The sequence below is a fragment of the Dermabacter sp. HMSC06F07 genome, from assembly GCF_001807345.1.
In the GTDB taxonomy this organism is placed as follows: domain Bacteria; phylum Actinomycetota; class Actinomycetes; order Actinomycetales; family Dermabacteraceae; genus Dermabacter; species Dermabacter hominis.
In genome coordinates, this window is the sequence record NZ_KV788577.1 from 301,235 (window position 1) to 318,039 (window position 16,805).

Below are 16,805 nucleotides of genomic sequence, written 5' to 3' on the forward strand. Positions count from 1 at the left end.
GTTTCTTGCTGTGCGTGGTTAGTTGTCGCGCAAGATCGCGAGGATGCGGAGGATCTCCGTGTACATCCACACCACGGTCACGGCGAGGCCAAGGGCCGCCGTCCAGGCATAGGCCTTGGGGGCGCCGCTATCGACACCGTTGCGGATCACCTCGAGATCCATCACGAGGCTGTAGCTCGCGAGCGCCACGGCCACCAAGCCGATCACGACGCCGAGCATGCCCGTGCGGAGGTTAGTCACGCCGAGGAGGACGAGCACGAGGTTCACGAGCGTGAACACGAAGTAGGCACCGAAGGCGATGAGGAACATCTTCGTGAGCTTCGGGCTCGTACGCAGCTTCCCCATGCGGAAAAGAACGGTGATCGAGCCGGCGACGGCGAGAGTGCCAATCACGGCCTGGAGCACGATGCCCGGGTAGACCGTCTCGAAGAACAGGCTGATGCCACCGAGGAGCAGGCCCTCAAACACGGCGTAGGCGAGGGTGACCCACATGCTCGGCGTCTTCTTGAACGCGTTCACGAGAACGGTCACGAAGCTTCCGATAGCGCCAACGATCGCGGCGATCGACGCGAAAGCGAAGCCGATCTGGCGGCCTTCCTCCGTTCCCATCACGAGCGCCGTGACAGTCGGGAGCATCATGATCACGAACGCGACGGCGATGATCACGCCGAAGGTCGCCGTGATCGCATTCATGGTGTTGCGCCACGTCATGCGGCCCGTGTCAAAGCCGGTTGCGGCCGGGCGGTTGTACATGGCTTCAAGATCGGCCGGGCTGTAGCCGCCCTGCTGGGATTGGGGAGCCTGGTAGCCCGGCGCCTGCTGCTGAGGCTGGCCCCACTGCTGCTGGGTGCCCGGGGCCTGGTTGTACTCCGGTGCGGGAGCATAGCCGCCGGAATTACGGAAAGCGGGGCTGTTGTTCAAGATTGCGTTGTTTCGCGCCACAGGGTGTCCTTTTCTCGAGGGCATCGCTACGTGCCCACAGTCTAGTTACGGTTAATCCAACGACTTTCAGGGACGCGCTATTCCGCGCGGTGATGCGATTCGAGATAGGCATCGTCGGCCTCGAGCGCGACGCTCTCACCCGCCGCACCTGCCGCAATCGCCACCATCTCTCCCGTTTGCGTCCGCAGAATGCTCACGCCGAACGTCGTATCTTCGCTCTCGTCATTGAGGGCGTTGATGTCATGCACGCCATCGCGATCGATCCACAGACCCGCGAACGTCACAACCATGCCGAACAGGGCGAGGCCGCCCGCGAGGTAGAGCACCGCGGAAAACCCGAAGCCGGCGCTCAGAATGAATCCACCGAACATGACGCCGAGGGAGTTCGCGACATTGAATGCGCCGTGGTGTGAGGCGGCCGCGAGGGTGACGGACTTGCCGGCGTTCGTCATGAGCCACGCCTGCATGAGCGGGCTCGTGATCGAGCTCGTCGCACTCACGAGGAACACACCCACGCCGAAGCCCACTGGGTTTTCTCGCAGCGCAATGAGCAGTATGAACATCAGAATAAAGATCGGGAACACGATGAACAGACTCGCGCGGTAGGACCAGTCCGTGAGGTGCCCCGCGATCCAATTGCCGAGCGTCATACCCGCACCCGCGAGCGCGAGGATCACGGGGATGAGCAGCTTGTCGATACCGGCAACGCTCACCGTGACATCGGCGATGTATCCGTACATCGCGAAGAAGCTCGTGAAGCCCACGCATTCGATCACGAGGACCATCCACATGCGTGGCTGCTTAAACGCCCCGAGTTCGTCTTTGACGCTGCGCCCCTTTGGAGCTTCCTGCGGCGGGATCGCGAGGAACAGCAAGAGGATCGACAAGGCAAACACGCCCGCCACGATCCAGTACGCGGTTCGCCACCCGAGCTGCTGGCCGAAGGCCGTGAGCAGCGGGACGCCAAGCAGGTTGGCGACCGTGAGCCCCATCAGGGCAAGCGCAATGCCCTTGCCCTGGTTACCCGGTCCCATGACGTCGGCGGCGAGAAGCGCCGCTACGCCAAAGAAGGCGCCGTGCGGAAGGCCCGCAAGGAACCGCGCTGGAATAAGCAGGCCGAAGACGGGCATCGACGCCGACAGCACCGACCCCACAAGCAGCCCGAGCGCGAGCAGCATGATGAGTTTTGGCCGGGCGATCTTCACGCCGAGAAGCGACACCGTGGGGGCACCCACGACAACGCCGAAGGCGTACGCGCTCACCGCCCAGCCGGCCTGTGCGATGGCGTGCTCGGGATTCACGGCCATTTGCTCGGGAAGCAGCGAGTGAGCGATGTCAGGCAGGATGCCCATCGACACGAACTCGCTCGAGCCGATACCGAACCCGCCGATCGCGATCGCGAACAGGGCGAATGCACGCTGAAATGGCGTCAGGGTGTCGTAGGAAGTGGGGCGCACGAGAGTCCTTCGCGGGAGATGACGGGTGGGCCGATCCGCTGCGCGCCCTCGGGCCCGGATGCACTAGTGAGAATAGTCCCTCGGGCCGAACACTGCCGAGCCGACGCGAACAATAGTGGCGCCTTCCTCGATCGCGATCTCAAGATCGTTACTCATGCCCATCGACAGCTCCTTGACAGCCTCGATGCCGAGACCGTCGCGAAGCTCCCTCAACTGGCGAAGCGAGCGACGAATCTCCACCTCGTCGTCCGTGTTCGTGCCGATTGTCATGAGGCCCTCGAGCGCGAGCGAGTCACTTTCGGCGCAGCGCTCGGCGACCTCCCTGAGAACACCGAGGTCCGGCTCGTAGCCACCCTTCGACTCCTCGCCCGAGGTGTTCACCTGGATGAGGACTCGCTGCACTTTCCCGTCGTTCGCCGCGCGCTTCTCAATGCTCGTCAGTGCACTTTCGCGATCGATCGAGTGGACGAGATCCGCAAAGCGCGAAATGTCGCGTGCCTTATTAGACTGGATCGTGCCGATGTAGTGGCGCATGACTCCGGCCTCGTGCAGATCCTCGAGCTCGGCATGCTTGGCGAACTCCTGCTGGCGGTTCTCGCCCACGTCCACCTTGACGCCTCGCTTCTCGAAGAGCTCCACGGCCTCGCGAATCTCTTGAGCGGTGCGCGTCTTGGTCGCGAGCAGAATTAGGAGATCATCCATCGACCGCCCGCCGCGTGCAAGCGCCGCTTCAATCCGTGGTAGAAGTTCGTCGATCTTTTCGCTCATCATGTCTTTTCGCGTCCCTTTCGCCGTCGCTCCATGCACGGGCCATCGACTCTGGTGGCCCCATACAACCGTCATATCACGGCGGCGTGCGCGAAAGACGGGACCTCGATACGTCGCACCCCCAGTGGGACTCGAACCCACACTGAAAAGATTTTAAGTCTTCTGCCTCTGCCGTTGGGCTATGGGGGCATTGCCCGAAGGGCCCCTCCATCCTAGGGGATAGGCTGAAGGCATGGCCCGCACTCTTGCCGACGCCTTGAGAGAGTTCGATGACGCACGACTCATCGAGCTGTTAAACGCGCGCCGCGATCTCACCTCTCCCATCCCGCTTGGCATCGCCCCGCTCGCCGCGCGCGCCACACAGCCCGGCAGCGTCCACAGGGCACTCGGCAGTCTCGTTCTGCCCGAGCTACAACTCGCCGAGGTCTTTGCCGCCTACGCGGGGCCCGTGAGCCCGGAACAGCTCGCACGAGCCGTGAGCACCTCGACCGAGCAGATCGCGCCGCACGTGTACCGGCTCGCGACGCTCGGCCTCGTGTTTACGGATGAGAGCGGGCGCTCGCTTGTTCCCGTGCGCGCCCTCGCCGAGGCCCTCCCCCACTCCGCTGGCCTCGCCCCTCGCCTCTCGAGCGACCCGTCGCCAGATGAAGCCCGCACGATCGTCGAGGATCTTCCTGATTCACTTCGCGAAGTCGCCCACTCGCTCGCCTTCGCCCCGGCGCGTCTCACGGGCTCGCCGACCTCATCACTCGCGAAGCAGCTCTCGTCGGCACGTCTCATCACGAACGTCAATGGAGCCGACGGCCCTCGCCTGCTCATCCCACGCACCGTCCATCTCGCCCTTCGCGACGGCATCGTCCACCGCACTTTCGCCCACGCCCCCACCCCGGGCCCCGAAGCCGCACCCGAGCGCTTCGAGGGCGCCCGCGACGCCCAGGCCATCGAGGCGGCACTCGAGGCGAGCCGCATCGCGCACACGATCAGCACGTGGCACGCGGATCCACCGTCGGTCCTCAAACGCGGCGGTATCCCTCTGCGCGACGCGCGCCGCCTCGCCGCCGCCGCAGGCACGAGCCACGAGACGTGGACGAGCGTCATCCACGCCGCATGGGTCGGCGGGCTCATCGGCAACGACGGCGAAACGTGGCAGGTCACGCGCGAGTACGGGGAGTTTTCCGACGCTTCCCCCGCACGCCGCTGGGCCGACCTCTGCTCGGCGTACGTGCGCTCCAACTACCTCGGCGCGCTCGCCGGGACGCGCTTCGGAGAAGTCGGCCTCGACGGCTTCGCCCAAGGGGAACCTCGCACCGGCGAAACTCCGCGCGCTGCGCTCTCGGCAAGCGTCGGAAGAAAAGGCGTGAAAGTGCGCCGGCGCCACATGCTGCGCCACCTCGCGGACTACCCCGAGCGGGAAGCGAGCGCGGCGAGTCTCGCGGAATCGCTTGCGTGGGCGTTCCCCACGGTGCAGCGCGCAGCCCTGATCGAGGAGGCGTATGCCTTCACGCGAGAGGCGGAGGCATTCGGTCTCGTCGTCGACGGTGTGCCGAGTGCCCTCGCGCCCGCGGCCCTCGAATCGCTCTCGCTCGAGGAAGTGGCGGCACTCGACGTTCTCGAAGCTGCGCTCGACGAGAAGCTTCCCGAACCCGTCGACCATATCTTGCTTGACGCGGATCTCACCGTGACTGTGCCCGGCCTGCCCTCTGCGCGGGTCGCGGCGGTACTCGAATGGACCGAGGTCACGTCGCGCGGCGCCGGGGTTGTGGCGCGCGTGACCAGCGAGTCGATCGCGCGAGCACTGAGCGCTGGCGGCTCCGCCGATGCCCTCATGGAAGAGCTCGCGGCGCTTTCGCTCACGGGGGTTCCGGACGTGCTCGCCTACCTCGTGCGGGATGAGGCACGCAAGCGTGGCCAGGTCACCGTCGGCCCCGCGACCTCGTTCATTACGGGCGAGGAGGAACACCTGGACCGGCTCATGGACTCGAGCGAAGCGCTCCGGCTTGGCCTCAAGCGGCTCGCCCCGACCGTCGTGATCTCGAGTGGGGATCCCGGTTTCGTGATGGGGTCGGCGCGAGCCGCTGGCCTCGCACCTCTTGCCGCAGGCGGTCGTGGCCCGGCTGTGGATGAGCGCACACTCGGTTCGGTGCGCGGTGGGCCCGTGGGGCTTGAGCTGGAGGCCGACGGTCGCGAGCAGGTCCTCGATGTCGACCCTTCCGAGGCTGTCGCGCGCATTCGCGCTGCCGATTCGGGGCGCCTGGAGGAGGTGAGCGTTCCTCAGCGTTTACTCGCGGCGATTGCCGAGGAGCGCGAGGTGCAGATCGGCATTGTTGACGGCCGCGGCGGCACGCGCGTGCTGCGGGTTGAGCCGCTCGCGCTCGAGGGCGGGAGGCTGCGTGCGCGAGATGTGGAATCGGGCGAGGAGTTCACGGTGCTAATTCACCGGGTGCTCCTGCCCTAACCCTTCCCTACTTCGTGAATTGCATAGGGGTTGTGGGGGTTATTCGCCGCAACGAAACCCCCGCAACCCCTATGCAATTCAGGGGAAAGAGTCAGTCCTGGCGGGTCTCCGTGCGGTCGCCCGTCCACTCCACGTGGTACGTGCCCTCGGCATCCACGCGCCGGTAGGTGTGCGCGCCGAAGTAGTCGCGCTGCGCCTGCACGAGGGCCGCGGGGAGACGCTCGGCCCGCACCGCGTCGTAGTACGCAAGGGTCGAGGAAAACACGGGCGCCGGAATTCCGACGGCTGCCGCAAACGCGACGATGCGACGCCACGCGGGGATGCACTTCGTAATCTCGGCAGTGAAGTACTCATCGGCAAGGAGCAACGGAAGCTCGGGGTTGCGCTCGTAAGCCTCAGTGATGCGGTTGAGGAAGCCCGCGCGGATGATGCAGCCGCCGCGCCAGATGCGCGCCATGTCACCGAGCTTGATGTCCCATTCGTATTCCTTGGCGCCGGCCTTGATCTCGTCGAAGCCCTGGGAGTAGCTCACGAGTTTCGCGGCATACAGCGCCTGCTGAAGGTCGCTGATGAACTGCTCGGCGTCGTCGATCTTGATCGTCTGCGTCTCGCCCTTGAGGACGGCGCGTCCGGCCTCTCGCTGCTCCGTGCCGCCCGAGGTCGAGCGTGCGAAGGTCGCTTCGGCGATACCGGTGACGGGGATGCCGAGGTCGAGGGCCGTCTTCGACGTCCATGCGCCGGTGCCCTTCTGGCCGGCCTGGTCGAGGATGATGTCGACGAACGGCTTGCCAGTCACGTTGTCGGTGTGGGTGAGGACGGCCGCAGTGATCTCGATGAGGAACGAGTTGAGGTTGCCCTCGTTCCACTTCTCGAAAACCTTGCCGATCGCGGGGGCATTCATGCCGAGCGCCTTGCTCATGAGATCGTAAGCTTCGGCGATGACCTGCATGTCGGCGTATTCGATGCCGTTGTGGACCATCTTCACGAAGTGGCCGGCGCCGTTCTCACCAACGTGGGTGCAGCACGGGACGCCGTCCACATGGGCGGAGATCTTTTCGAACATGGGGCCGAGACGGTCGTAGCTTGCCTTCGACCCGCCGGGCATAATCGAGGGGCCGTTGAGGGCGCCTTCTTCGCCGCCGGATACGCCCGCCCCCACGAAATGGAGGCCGCGTGCCCGAAGCTCCTGCTCGCGGCGGAGGGTATCGCTGAACAGCGCGTTGCCGCAGTCCACGATGATGTCGCCCTCGTCCATGCGACTCGCGAGTTCTTCGATCACGGCATCGGTAGCTTTGCCAGCCTTGACCATGATGATCGCGACGCGGGGCCTCTGAAGCGAGGCGACGAATTCGTCCATGGTTTCCGCGGGCACGAACTCGCCGTCCTGACCGTGCTCAGCAATCACACGCTCGGTCTTTTCCACGGAACGGTTGTGAATCGCCACTTTGAATCCGTTGCGGGCAAGGTTACGGGCGAGGTTCGAGCCCATGACCGCCATGCCGGTCACGCCGATGTCGGCGACAGAATGGGGGGCGGGATCAAAGTTGGCCATGCTCGTGCGGCTCCTTCGGTGTTATGGGACTGTGGCGCAAGGTGGCGCTCGTTCACGAACAGTCTAAAAGCCTGTGCTGTGTACAGCCCCGATACGCAATAATGGGGGCCGACGGTCCCGGTCTTAGCATCGGGGTGCCATAAGCCGACCAGAGGAACAAGAGCATGACGGATCCGTACACCCCATCTCCTGGGACGTTCAGTAACCCATCAACGAACCAGCAGCAGTACCAACAACCCCAGTACTCACCTCAGGGGCAGCAGCCGAATGTGGGATACGCCCCGGGCGGCGCGTACGATGGCCCCGCCCCCGGCACCGACGTCGGCAACGACATCTCGAAGTCGTTCTCGTGGGCGTGGCAGGCCTTCACAAAGAACTGGGTCGCACTTGTCGTTCCCGGTGTGATTTGGGGAGCCATCTACCTCTTCATCCTTGCGGTGTTTTTCGTTGGCTACTTCGCTTCGATCGCGGCCATGGCCAACGCTTTCGAATCGAGCGAAAGTAACGGTACGGACGCCCTGGCTATCATCATTTTCATCCTCGTCATGTACGCCATCATGATCCTCATCCAGCTTCCGCTCGCCGCGTGGATGAGCGGCGCTGCGAGGTCGGCTGGCCTCGTGGCGCGAGGGCAAACCCCCACCATCGGCAATGGGCTCTTCCACTGGAAGACCTTCTTCACCTACATTCTTTACGTCATCCTCTCGTTCATCTCGATCATCATTCCCCTCATAGGCCCGCTGGCCTGCATGTTCTTCTTCTCGCTCGCGCCGCATCTCTCAGCGGGGCGCGACGCGGGACCGATCAGCGCCTTCAAAGACGCAGCGAACAAGGCCCTCGCGAAGCCCGCGCACGTGATCCTCACCTGGCTCGTGACCTCTGCTCTCGCTTTCGTCGTCACCATCACGGGAATTGGCATGCTTCTTATTCCCGCGGTGCTACCCTTCATGTCGCTCTTCTCCATGTCGATGATCAACCGCATCGAGGGCAAGCGCCCGGCCCCCGTTGTCTAGGGCGGGGAGTGCGGGCACAGGCGCTCTCATCGTCCAATCCGATAAATCGATCCTTCTCGAGGTTGCCCACCCGGCGGCAGAAGAAGCACGCGCGTCGATCGCGCCATTCGCTGAGCTCGAGAAATCGCCCGAGCACGTCCACACGTATCGGCTCACGAACCTGGGGTTGTGGAATGCGAAGGCTGCGGGTTTCGATGCGGAATGGGTCGTCGATGCCCTCCTCACGCATTCGCGTTTTGCCGTTCCCAACGCGCTGCTCGTGGACGTCGCCGACACGATGGAGCGCTACGGCGTTCTGAGCCTCCACAACTCTCCCGCGCACGGCCTCGTGCTCCTCGCGAAGGATCAGACGATCCTGACGGAAGTTCTGCGCTCAAAGCGCATCGCGCCGCTCGTGGGGGAACGCATCGATGACACGACGGTGACTGCTCACCCCAGTGAGCGCGGCGCGCTCAAGCAGCAGCTCCTCAAACTGGGGTGGCCCGTCGAGGATCTCGCGGGTTTCGTGGACGGCGAGAGCCACCCGATTGCACTCACGGATTCCCCGAGCACATGGCAGCTTCGCCCATATCAGCGCGAGGCGGTTGAGCACTTCACGAAGGGTGGCAGCGGCGTTGTCGTGCTCCCGTGCGGATCGGGCAAGACGACCGTAGGAGCGGGCGCGATGGCGGCGCTCGAGCGCACGTGCCTCGTGCTCGTGACGAACACGGTTTCCGCCCGGCAATGGCGCCGCGAGCTTCTCGAGCGCACGTCACTCACGGAGGGCGAAATCGGCGAGTACAGCGGCGCCAAGAAGGAGATCCGCCCGGTCACGATTGCGACGTACCAGGTGCTCACGTCAAAGCGCCGCGGTATTCATCCCCATCTCGAACTCGTGAGCGCCCGCGATTGGGGCCTCATCATTTACGACGAGGTTCATCTACTTCCGGCCCCCGTGTTTCGTATGACCGCCGACCTCCAGGCCCGGCGACGGCTCGGCCTCACGGCGACGCTCGTACGCGAGGATGGCCGCGAGGGCGAGGTGTTCTCGCTCATCGGCCCCAAGCGTTACGACGCGCCGTGGAAGCTCATCGAGGCGCAGGGCTGGATCGCCCCGGCGGAGATGACGGAGGTGCGCGTCACGATGTCGAGCTTCGAGCGCAAGGTGTACGTCTCGGCGGAGCCGAGGGATCGGCAGAGACTCGCGGCAACGAGCCCCGAGAAAGTCCCCGTCGTCGAGCAGCTCGTTGCGCGACACCGAGGTGAGGGCACGCTCGTGATCGGTCAGTATCTCGACCAGCTCGACGAGCTTGCCGAACGCCTGGCAGCTCCAGTCGTCACGGGCGACACTCCTCTCAAGGAGCGCGAATCGCTTTTTACGCAGTTCCGCGAAGGCGAGATCGACCTTCTCGTCGTCTCGAAGGTCGCGAACTTCTCGCTCGATCTTCCAGAGGCGAGCGTGCTCATCCAGGTGAGCGGCGCTTTCGGCTCGCGTCAAGAGGAGGCGCAGCGGCTCGGCCGGATCGTGCGGCCGAAGCGGGATGGGCGCGCGGCGCATTTTTATACGGTCGTGACGCGCGACACGCAGGACCAGGATTTTGCGCAGAACCGGCAAAGGTTCCTCGCGGAGCAGGGCTACGGCTACACGATCCTTGACGCGCGAGAGCTCAGAGGCGGGAGCGTCTAGCCGCCGCCCGGTTTTCGGCTTGAGGAGGATCCGACGCTTGCACGCCCACGATCCGGCGCTCTTCCGTCAGTTGCCTGTCACCGAATATTTGCTCGAAGCGGGTAGGCTTCACGTATGAACTCCAAGGAATACGACGGTTTCTCCGACTCTTTTCGCGATAGCACGACCGAGGGCGTCACGCGCGTGAACCCCGCGGGTGCGGGCGTGAATAACGCGGGCGCTGCGCCCTCGTCGCAGGCAACACCCAAGACTTCCAGCCTCGATGGAGCCGGGCAGGCGTCGGAACCTCGCACTACCCCGAGCACCCGCAGCGCAAAGGTTGAACCGGCCGCTCGCCCCACCCGGCAGGCGCATCAGCAGCCGATGTCAACCGCTACCCAAGAACAGCAGGCCGAGGCGCACGGGACTCAGCCCGCCCCGAAGTCGCGCATGGCTGTCGTGTGGGCCGCGCTCATCGTCGGCGCGATTTTGCTGATCCTCCTCCTGGTCTTCGTGATTCAGAACAACGTCTCCACCGAGTTCGAGTACTTCACGTGGCACTTCAACCTTCCGCTCGGCGTGGCGATGCTGCTCGCGGCCATCGCGGGGGCGCTCATCATGGCGCTCGCGGGGTCGGTGCGGATGATTCAGATGCGCTGGGAGCTTCACAAGCTCCGCCGCAACCAGAAGTAGCGGTTCGCCACACCCGCCCGAAGTCACAGGGAATATTCAGCAAAAATTCACCTTCGGGTTACACCATTGACCCATGAACACGGAGCAGGAGCAGGACTACGAGGCACGCCTTCTCGTAGTCGACGATGAACCGAACATTCGCGATCTTCTTGCCACGAGCCTTCGCTTCGCGGGCTTCGAGGTATTTGCGGCCTCCAACGGTGCCGAAGCCATCAAGCTGGCGACCGAGAACGAACCCGATCTGATCGTTCTGGACGTCATGCTTCCGGACATCGACGGTTTCACGGTGACGCGCCGCCTGCGCGACAAGGGCCATCACTACCCGATCCTCTTCCTCACTGCGCGTGACGAAACGAAGGATAAGGTCGCTGGCCTCACGGTTGGCGGCGATGACTACGTGACGAAGCCATTCAGCCTCGAGGAGGTTGTGGCTCGCATTCGCGCGGTGTTGCGCCGCACCCACGTTGGCGTGGCCGAGCCGAGCGAAAGCGCGCTCGTCGTGGGCGACCTTCGCCTTGACGAGGACTCCCACGAGGTTACGCGTGCCGATTCGCCGATCGACCTCTCCCCGACCGAATTCAAGCTGCTGCGCTACCTCATGCTCAATGCGGGCCGCGTCGTGTCGAAAACGCAGATCCTCGATCACGTGTGGGATTACGACTGGTCTGGCGAGGTGGGCATCGTCGAGAGCTACATTTCGTATCTGCGTCGCAAGATCGACGTCGTTGGTGAGCCCATGATCCACACGAAGAGGGGCATCGGCTACGTGCTGCGTCCTGCCGATCCGCGCTGACCTTGGCTCAAACCCCGAAGGCCCGCGCCTCCCGGGCCCAACGCCCAGTCTCTCTGTGGACTCGAATTGTCGCGCTCATCGCGCTCGTTCTCGTTTCGGGAACGATCGTGACGGGCGCGCTTTCGCTGTTTCTGCTCAAGCGCACGCTTATCGAAGGGGTGGATGCTGACCTCGCGGCGGCGGTGAGCCCTAGCGTCATCGCGAATCCTCGGCGCAACATTTCGCTCATCACGATGGGCTCGCCGAATGCGCAGTACACGCCCGTGGACTACGTGGTCGAGTGGCAGGATCAGTCCGGTGAGGTTCTGCAGCGAGTGGTGCAGGATTCCGACGGCGACCTGTCTCTCGAGTTTCCTTCGCTCACTCGCGAGGAAGTCATTTCCTTGCAGGGCAAGCCCTTCACCCTCGTCGCGGGCGACCGCGATTCGTGGCGAGTGCGCGCGATCGCGTCGAATGATCCGGATGGCCCCTCGGTTTTCGTGGCGCTTCCGCTTCGCAGCGTCGACAAGACGATGAACGAGATGGCGCTCATCATCGTGCTCGTGGGCACGATGGTCGTGCTCGTTGGAGTGGGGCTCGGCGGGTACGTGCTCCACTATGCGCTCGAGCCGTTGCGCGATGTCGAGAAGGCCGCGAAGAATGTCGCGGCGGGCACGCTCGGCACCCGCATTCCCGTGAGTTACTCCTCGCAAGAGGTGCATTCACTGAGCGTCGCCCTCAACGAGATGCTGATCCGCCTAGAGAAGGGTTTTCAAGCGCAGGCTGAATCGCAAGCTGAGGCGCTCGCGAGCCAGTCGCGCATGCGCCGTTTCGTCGCGGATGCCTCACACGAACTTCGCACGCCACTCGCCGCGATTCGCGGCAACGGCGAGCTGTATCGCATGGGGGCGATGCCGAACGAAGAGGATGTCGCACAAGCGATGCGGCGCATCGAGGACGAAGCCAAACGCATGGGTTCCCTCGTCGAATCGCTCTTGAGGCTCGCGCGGCTCGACGAGCAGCGCTCCTTCGACCTTGTGCCGCTCGACGCGTCGGGAATCGTGAAGGATGTCGTGCAGGACTTGCGGGCACTTGATCCCACGCGCGAGGTTGCGATCGTGGATCTCGCGGGGGCTGTGCTCGCGCCCGAGGATGTGCCGCCGCTCGGTGTGCTCGGCGACGAGGCCGCGCTTCGACAGGTCATCGTGAACCTCGTGGGTAACGCGAACAGGCACACGCCGAAGGGGTCACCGGTCGAGGTGGCGCTCGGCACGGACCGCCAGGGGAAGGCCATTATCGAGGTGCGCGATCACGGAGAGGGCATCCCCGCCGATATTCGCGAAAGGGTTTTTGAGCGGTTCTTCCGCACCGACGAGTCGCGCCAGCGCCAGCAGACGCAGGGCGGCGGCGCGGGCCTTGGCCTCTCGATCGCGGCGACGATCATGCAGCATCACAACGGCACGATCTCGATTCATCAGACCGATGGTGGCGGGGCGACGTTCCGCGTGGAGCTGCCGGGAGCCACGCTCAGCTGAGTGCGCTCCACTGCTGATGGAGGATGCGCAACTCGTTACCGCCCCGCACCGTCACGATACGGAACTTCCTACCTGCGGCCTCGAGCACGGTGTCAACGAGGTGGAGGTGGGGGCCTATTTCGCGCGCGGTGACATCGCCGCTCACGCTCACGCCTCGGCCACGCAGCGCCTCGACGCCCTTCGCCCACTCCTCGGCGTTCATTGCGCGCGCGCGTGTATCGATGAGATGGGGATCCTCGCCGAGGCTCGCAAGCGGTGAGGCACTGTCGAGCCACAGGGAACGCTCGAGGCTGGCAGGCGTCGGAATCTCCTCCCCTGCGCCGGGCCGGGCAGCCCCCTGACCCGCACCTGCCCTGCTGGTGGCGCCCGTGAAGCCAGGCCCCTCGTTCGGCGCCGTGCCCTTTTGGTAGGCGGTCGCGGCGGCACGGGCGCGCTCGTCGGCGGCCTCGTTCATCTCGTTGCCCGCATGGCCCTTGACCCATTCAAAGCGGACGCTGCGCCCCTGCATCTCTTGGTCGATCGCCTGCATCAGCTCGACGTTCAGCACGGGCTTACCGTCTTTTTTCTTCCAGCCCTTCTTCTTCCACCCGGGCATCCATGTCGTGACGGAGTTGATGACGTACTGCGAGTCACACAGGATCACGAGGTCTTCGCCCGCGAGGCCGGCCTCGCGGCTCTGGCTGAGCAGCTCACGCACGGCGGTGAGCTCGCCAATATTGTTCGTGCCGTGGGCACTTCCGCCGGCGCTCCAACAGTCTTCGCTCACGTACCAGGCCCAGCCGGTGGGGCCCGGATTGCCGAGTGCGGAGCCATCTGCTGCTGCGGTAATCGTCATGGACATATTTTTTCACAGACACCAGCGGCAGGGCGCGCACGGAATAGAGACGCATGTGCGGGACGTTTGGTGAGAGTCCGACGGTTCCGCGCATCCATCGTGCGCACGTATGTGGAGGTTTCTTATGTCTAAGCGTCCCGACCTGGCAATTCTTGACCTTGTAGGCGTGAGCGAGGGGCAGTCCTTCGCGGAAGCGATCGAAGCGTCGATGAAGGCAGTCGAGCTCGCCGACGAGCAGGGGTATAAGCGGTATTGGTTTGCCGAGCACCACAACACCCTGAATCTCGCCTCGAACGCGACGTCTCTCCTCATTGACCGCGCGGCGTCCCGCACGTCGCGGATTCGGGTGGGCTCCGGCGGCATTATGCTGCCCAACCACGCGCCTCTTCAGGTCATCGAGCAATTCGGCACCCTTACCCAATTCCACGGAGATCGAATCGATCTGGGCCTTGGCCGCGCTCCAGGTACCGATCCGCTCACGGCGCAACTCCTTGGCCGCACGAGCGCCGAACCGGAGGATTTTGCGCGGGCCGTTGCTGATATGCAGGCGTGGGCGAGCGATGACACACTCTCGCGCTACCGGATCGGAGCTTACGTGGCGCAGGGGACGAATGTACCGATGTGGGTGCTGGGCAGTTCGCTTGCCGGCGCTGGCCTCGCGGCACGGCTCGGATTGCCGTTTGCGGTCGCGAGCCACTTCGCGCCGTTCCAGTACAAAGAAGCAATCGCGCTGTATCGCCGCGAGTTCAATGCCGAAGCACCTACCGCGCAAATCGATGAGCCCCACGTGATGGTAGGCGTCAACGTTTACGTTGCGGCAACGGACCAGGAAGCCGAGCGACAGTTCTCGACTCTCCAACAGGCCTTTGCGGCGCTTGGGACAGGCAAGCGTCAGCTCATTCAGCCGCCCGCCGAGATTTCGGCTCTGCTGCCGGCACCCGTGCTCGAGCGCGTGAACGGAGCACTCGCGGTGCGCGCGGTGGGCTCTCCCGCGAAGGTTGAAGCGGAGCTTTCGCGTCTCGCGGAGGAGACCCACGCCGATGAGTTCATCGTGTCGAACTACTTCCACGACCCCGCAGCGCGGTATGAGAGCCAGCGCCTGCTTGCGCAGGCGTGGCTTGGCTAAGGGGCGGACTTACGTCCCTCCCGTCACCCTTTCTCAGATAACGATTTTGTTACCAACGTCGACCGGCGGTGATGGCGTGGCGCGCCCACTAGCCGGGTAGTGCCCTAAAGTAACTTTTAGAATGGTTAACATTAAGCAAATATACGTCTTTCTTTTATGAGTTTTCGACTTTTCCATTCCTGCCCCCAATAGCCCGCACCACATTCTTGCCGACCTTTCATTACAGTAATGATAGGCGTTCTGCGACGCTGCGATCTGCACCTTTGCATGACAGCGTCACGACCAAGCCCCACACCACCACCCACTAACCCGTAACATTGTCGTAACATTTGCTATAGCGCCGCTTCTGGTGGAGACAGCTATCGTCACATCCCGAACACCCCTCCGACCATCACGGTGTCACGTGAACCTGCCGCACCAGCATACTCACCCCCAGGAGCACCCCTCATTTCCCGAGAAATTGCGCACTTCACAAACGATTTAAAACCGGTTAGCGTCATTTTTGGACGTCCGCAACGGTGTTGTGTGGCGAATCTGTTTGCTCCTCAAACGACGAAAGTTGGAGAACTCATGGTCTTCGATGCTTTCCGCAAGCGGAACAGCCACCGCGCGGATTCCTCAGTTACCCCCATGTGGCGCCGCGGTGCCGCAGCCCTCGCCGTCGGCGCCGTCCTAGGCACCTCCGGCGTTGTTGGCACTTCCGCCCTCGCCGCTACGAACGCATGCGCTACCGAAGGTGGCATGACCACGGGCCAGCCCACCGCGGAAGAGGCTCAGGCTGCCGCTGACCGGGCGAAGGCCGCTGCTGATCAGGCACAGGCCACCGCAGACGAAGCTGCTGCCGCAGCCGACGCCGCCGCAGCCGACGCCAAGAAGCTCCAGGACGCCGCCGACCAGGCACAAGCCGAAGCCGACCAGGCACAGGCCACCGCAGCCGAGGCAGCCGACGCTGCCAAAGCAGCGGCCGCAGAAGCTGACAAGCTTCAGACCGCCGCTGAGACTAAGCAGGCCGCAGCCGACGACGCCGCCAACCTTGATCAGCAGTCCCAAGAGCGCGCCACCGAAGCAGCCCAAGCCCTCGAGCAAGCGAAGAGCGACGCCGCCCTCGCGGTGGGAACCCCTGATGAGGCAGCGGCTAACGCCGCGCTTGCGGAGGCACAGAAGAAAGCCGATAAGGCGCAGGCGCTGGCCGACACCGACGCCAAAGACGCAGAGCAAGCACAGAACGATGCCACCGAGGCACGTAACAAGGCTGACCAGGCAAAGACCGACGCCGAGAACGCACAGGCCGAAGCCGATAAGCTGCAGACCCAGGCCGACGAAGACGCCGCCGCCGCTAAGCAGGCACAGAACGAGGCCGACGAGGCAAAAGCCGCAGCCGACCAGGCCCAGGCCGTAGCCGACGAGGCTAAAGCCGCCGCCGAAGCCGCCGCTGCAGAAGCCGCCAAGCTCCAGGCCGCGGCTGAGGAAGCGCAGAGGATCGCCGACGAGATCGCTGCTGGTCTCAAAGCGAAGGACATGTGTCAGCCTGTGTACGCAGAGGTGACCGTCACCGAGGGCGAGACCGCTTACGTTGCCGCTCCTGCCTTCACCGACGAGGAGACCGGCGAAGAGCGCGACATGCCTGAAGGCACCACGTTCGCCCTCCAGGCCGGCGACATCGGAGGTGTGGAGATCGACGCTGAAACCGGCGCCATCACCGTTCACGCCACCTACGCTGCCCCCGCCAAGAACGTCTACGAAGTCCTCGTGACCTACCCCGATGGCTCCACCGACACAGTCGCCGCAACCGTCAACGTCACCGAGACCCCGCAGGCAAAGACCTACCAGCCGGCCTACACCGAGGTCACCGTTGAGCAGGGCGAGACCGCTTACGTTGCCGCTCCTGCCTTCACCGACGAGGAGACCGGCGAAGAGCGCGACATGCCCGAAGGCACCAAGTTCGCTCTCAAGGACGGCGACATCGAAGGTGTGGAGATCGACGCTGAAACCGGCGCCATCACCGTTCACGC

The 16,805-nt window shown here is 64.2% G+C and carries 13 protein-coding genes and 1 tRNA gene; 8 read left to right on the plus strand and 6 right to left on the minus strand.

The annotated features are described in order from the left end of the window. Positions 1-18: 18 nt before the first annotated feature. The 4 genes from HMPREF3157_RS03680 to HMPREF3157_RS03695 all read right to left on the minus strand — a co-directional run bounded on the left by HMPREF3157_RS03680 (position 19) and on the right by HMPREF3157_RS03695 (position 3,356). The gene (locus HMPREF3157_RS03680) at positions 19-942 is read right to left on the minus strand and encodes a Bax inhibitor-1/YccA family protein (protein WP_016663838.1); all 924 of its coding nucleotides are present in this window, start codon (positions 940-942) and stop codon (positions 19-21) included. A 77-nt stretch (positions 943-1,019) separates the two neighbouring features. Next, positions 1,020-2,399: an MFS transporter gene (locus tag HMPREF3157_RS03685; RefSeq protein ID WP_016663837.1), complete on the minus strand. Its 1,380-nt coding sequence runs from the start codon at positions 2,397-2,399 to the stop codon at positions 1,020-1,022. 63 nt (positions 2,400-2,462) lie between these two features. Then, complete coding sequence (locus HMPREF3157_RS03690; RefSeq protein ID WP_016663836.1) at positions 2,463-3,170, minus strand: YggS family pyridoxal phosphate-dependent enzyme; 708 nt, start codon at positions 3,168-3,170, stop codon at positions 2,463-2,465. A 113-nt stretch (positions 3,171-3,283) separates the two neighbouring features. Next, positions 3,284-3,356: transfer RNA gene (locus HMPREF3157_RS03695), tRNA-Leu, on the minus strand. Positions 3,357-3,399: 43 nt separating this feature from the next. Between HMPREF3157_RS03695 and HMPREF3157_RS03700 the strand changes: the two genes are divergently transcribed. Next, on the plus strand, positions 3,400-5,622 hold the full coding sequence (locus HMPREF3157_RS03700) for a helicase-associated domain-containing protein (RefSeq protein WP_070435539.1): 2,223 nt from the start codon (positions 3,400-3,402) through the stop codon (positions 5,620-5,622). A 91-nt stretch (positions 5,623-5,713) separates the two neighbouring features. On the opposite strand, the gene gndA is transcribed toward HMPREF3157_RS03700, so the two are convergent. Next, the gene (gndA, locus tag HMPREF3157_RS03705; RefSeq protein WP_070435540.1) at positions 5,714-7,174 is read right to left on the minus strand and encodes an NADP-dependent phosphogluconate dehydrogenase; all 1,461 of its coding nucleotides are present in this window, start codon (positions 7,172-7,174) and stop codon (positions 5,714-5,716) included. A gap of 164 nt (positions 7,175-7,338) precedes the next feature. On the opposite strand from gndA, the gene HMPREF3157_RS03710 reads away from it, so the two are divergent. From HMPREF3157_RS03710 to HMPREF3157_RS03730, 5 genes are all read left to right on the plus strand, one after another. Next, on the plus strand, positions 7,339-8,187 hold the full coding sequence (locus HMPREF3157_RS03710; RefSeq protein WP_016663833.1) for a hypothetical protein: 849 nt from the start codon (positions 7,339-7,341) through the stop codon (positions 8,185-8,187). After that, positions 8,180-9,853 (plus strand): DNA repair helicase XPB, encoded by a 1,674-nt coding sequence (locus HMPREF3157_RS03715; RefSeq protein ID WP_016663832.1) that lies wholly within the window; start codon positions 8,180-8,182, stop codon positions 9,851-9,853. Before HMPREF3157_RS03710 ends, HMPREF3157_RS03715 begins: the two co-directional genes overlap by 8 nt. 114 nt (positions 9,854-9,967) lie before the next feature. Further along, positions 9,968-10,525 (plus strand): LapA family protein, encoded by a 558-nt coding sequence (locus tag HMPREF3157_RS10735; protein WP_016663831.1) that lies wholly within the window; start codon positions 9,968-9,970, stop codon positions 10,523-10,525. A 73-nt stretch (positions 10,526-10,598) separates the two neighbouring features. After that, positions 10,599-11,318 (plus strand): response regulator transcription factor, encoded by a 720-nt coding sequence (locus HMPREF3157_RS03725; protein WP_016663830.1) that lies wholly within the window; start codon positions 10,599-10,601, stop codon positions 11,316-11,318. Between the two features lie 2 nt (positions 11,319-11,320). After that, a complete protein-coding gene (locus HMPREF3157_RS03730) occupies positions 11,321-12,832 on the plus strand; it encodes a HAMP domain-containing sensor histidine kinase (protein WP_101686645.1) in 1,512 nt (503 codons plus the stop codon). Here HMPREF3157_RS03730 and HMPREF3157_RS10215 read toward each other — a convergent pair. Continuing rightward, positions 12,825-13,667, minus strand: a complete 843-nt coding sequence (locus HMPREF3157_RS10215) for an RNase H family protein (RefSeq protein WP_016663828.1) — start codon at positions 13,665-13,667, stop codon at positions 12,825-12,827. The two genes, HMPREF3157_RS03730 and HMPREF3157_RS10215, sit on opposite strands and share 8 nt — an antisense overlap. A gap of 124 nt (positions 13,668-13,791) precedes the next feature. On the opposite strand from HMPREF3157_RS10215, the gene HMPREF3157_RS03740 reads away from it, so the two are divergent. Together HMPREF3157_RS03740 and HMPREF3157_RS03745 are read left to right on the plus strand one after the other, a co-directional pair. Beyond that, positions 13,792-14,793 carry an LLM class flavin-dependent oxidoreductase gene (locus HMPREF3157_RS03740; protein ID WP_016663827.1) on the plus strand — a complete coding sequence of 334 codons (1,002 nt, stop codon included), beginning with the start codon at positions 13,792-13,794 and terminating at the stop codon, positions 14,791-14,793. Between the two features lie 525 nt (positions 14,794-15,318). Continuing rightward, on the plus strand, positions 15,319-16,805 hold a 1,487-nt coding region (locus HMPREF3157_RS03745), incomplete at its 3' end, for a Rib/alpha-like domain-containing protein (RefSeq protein ID WP_210386257.1).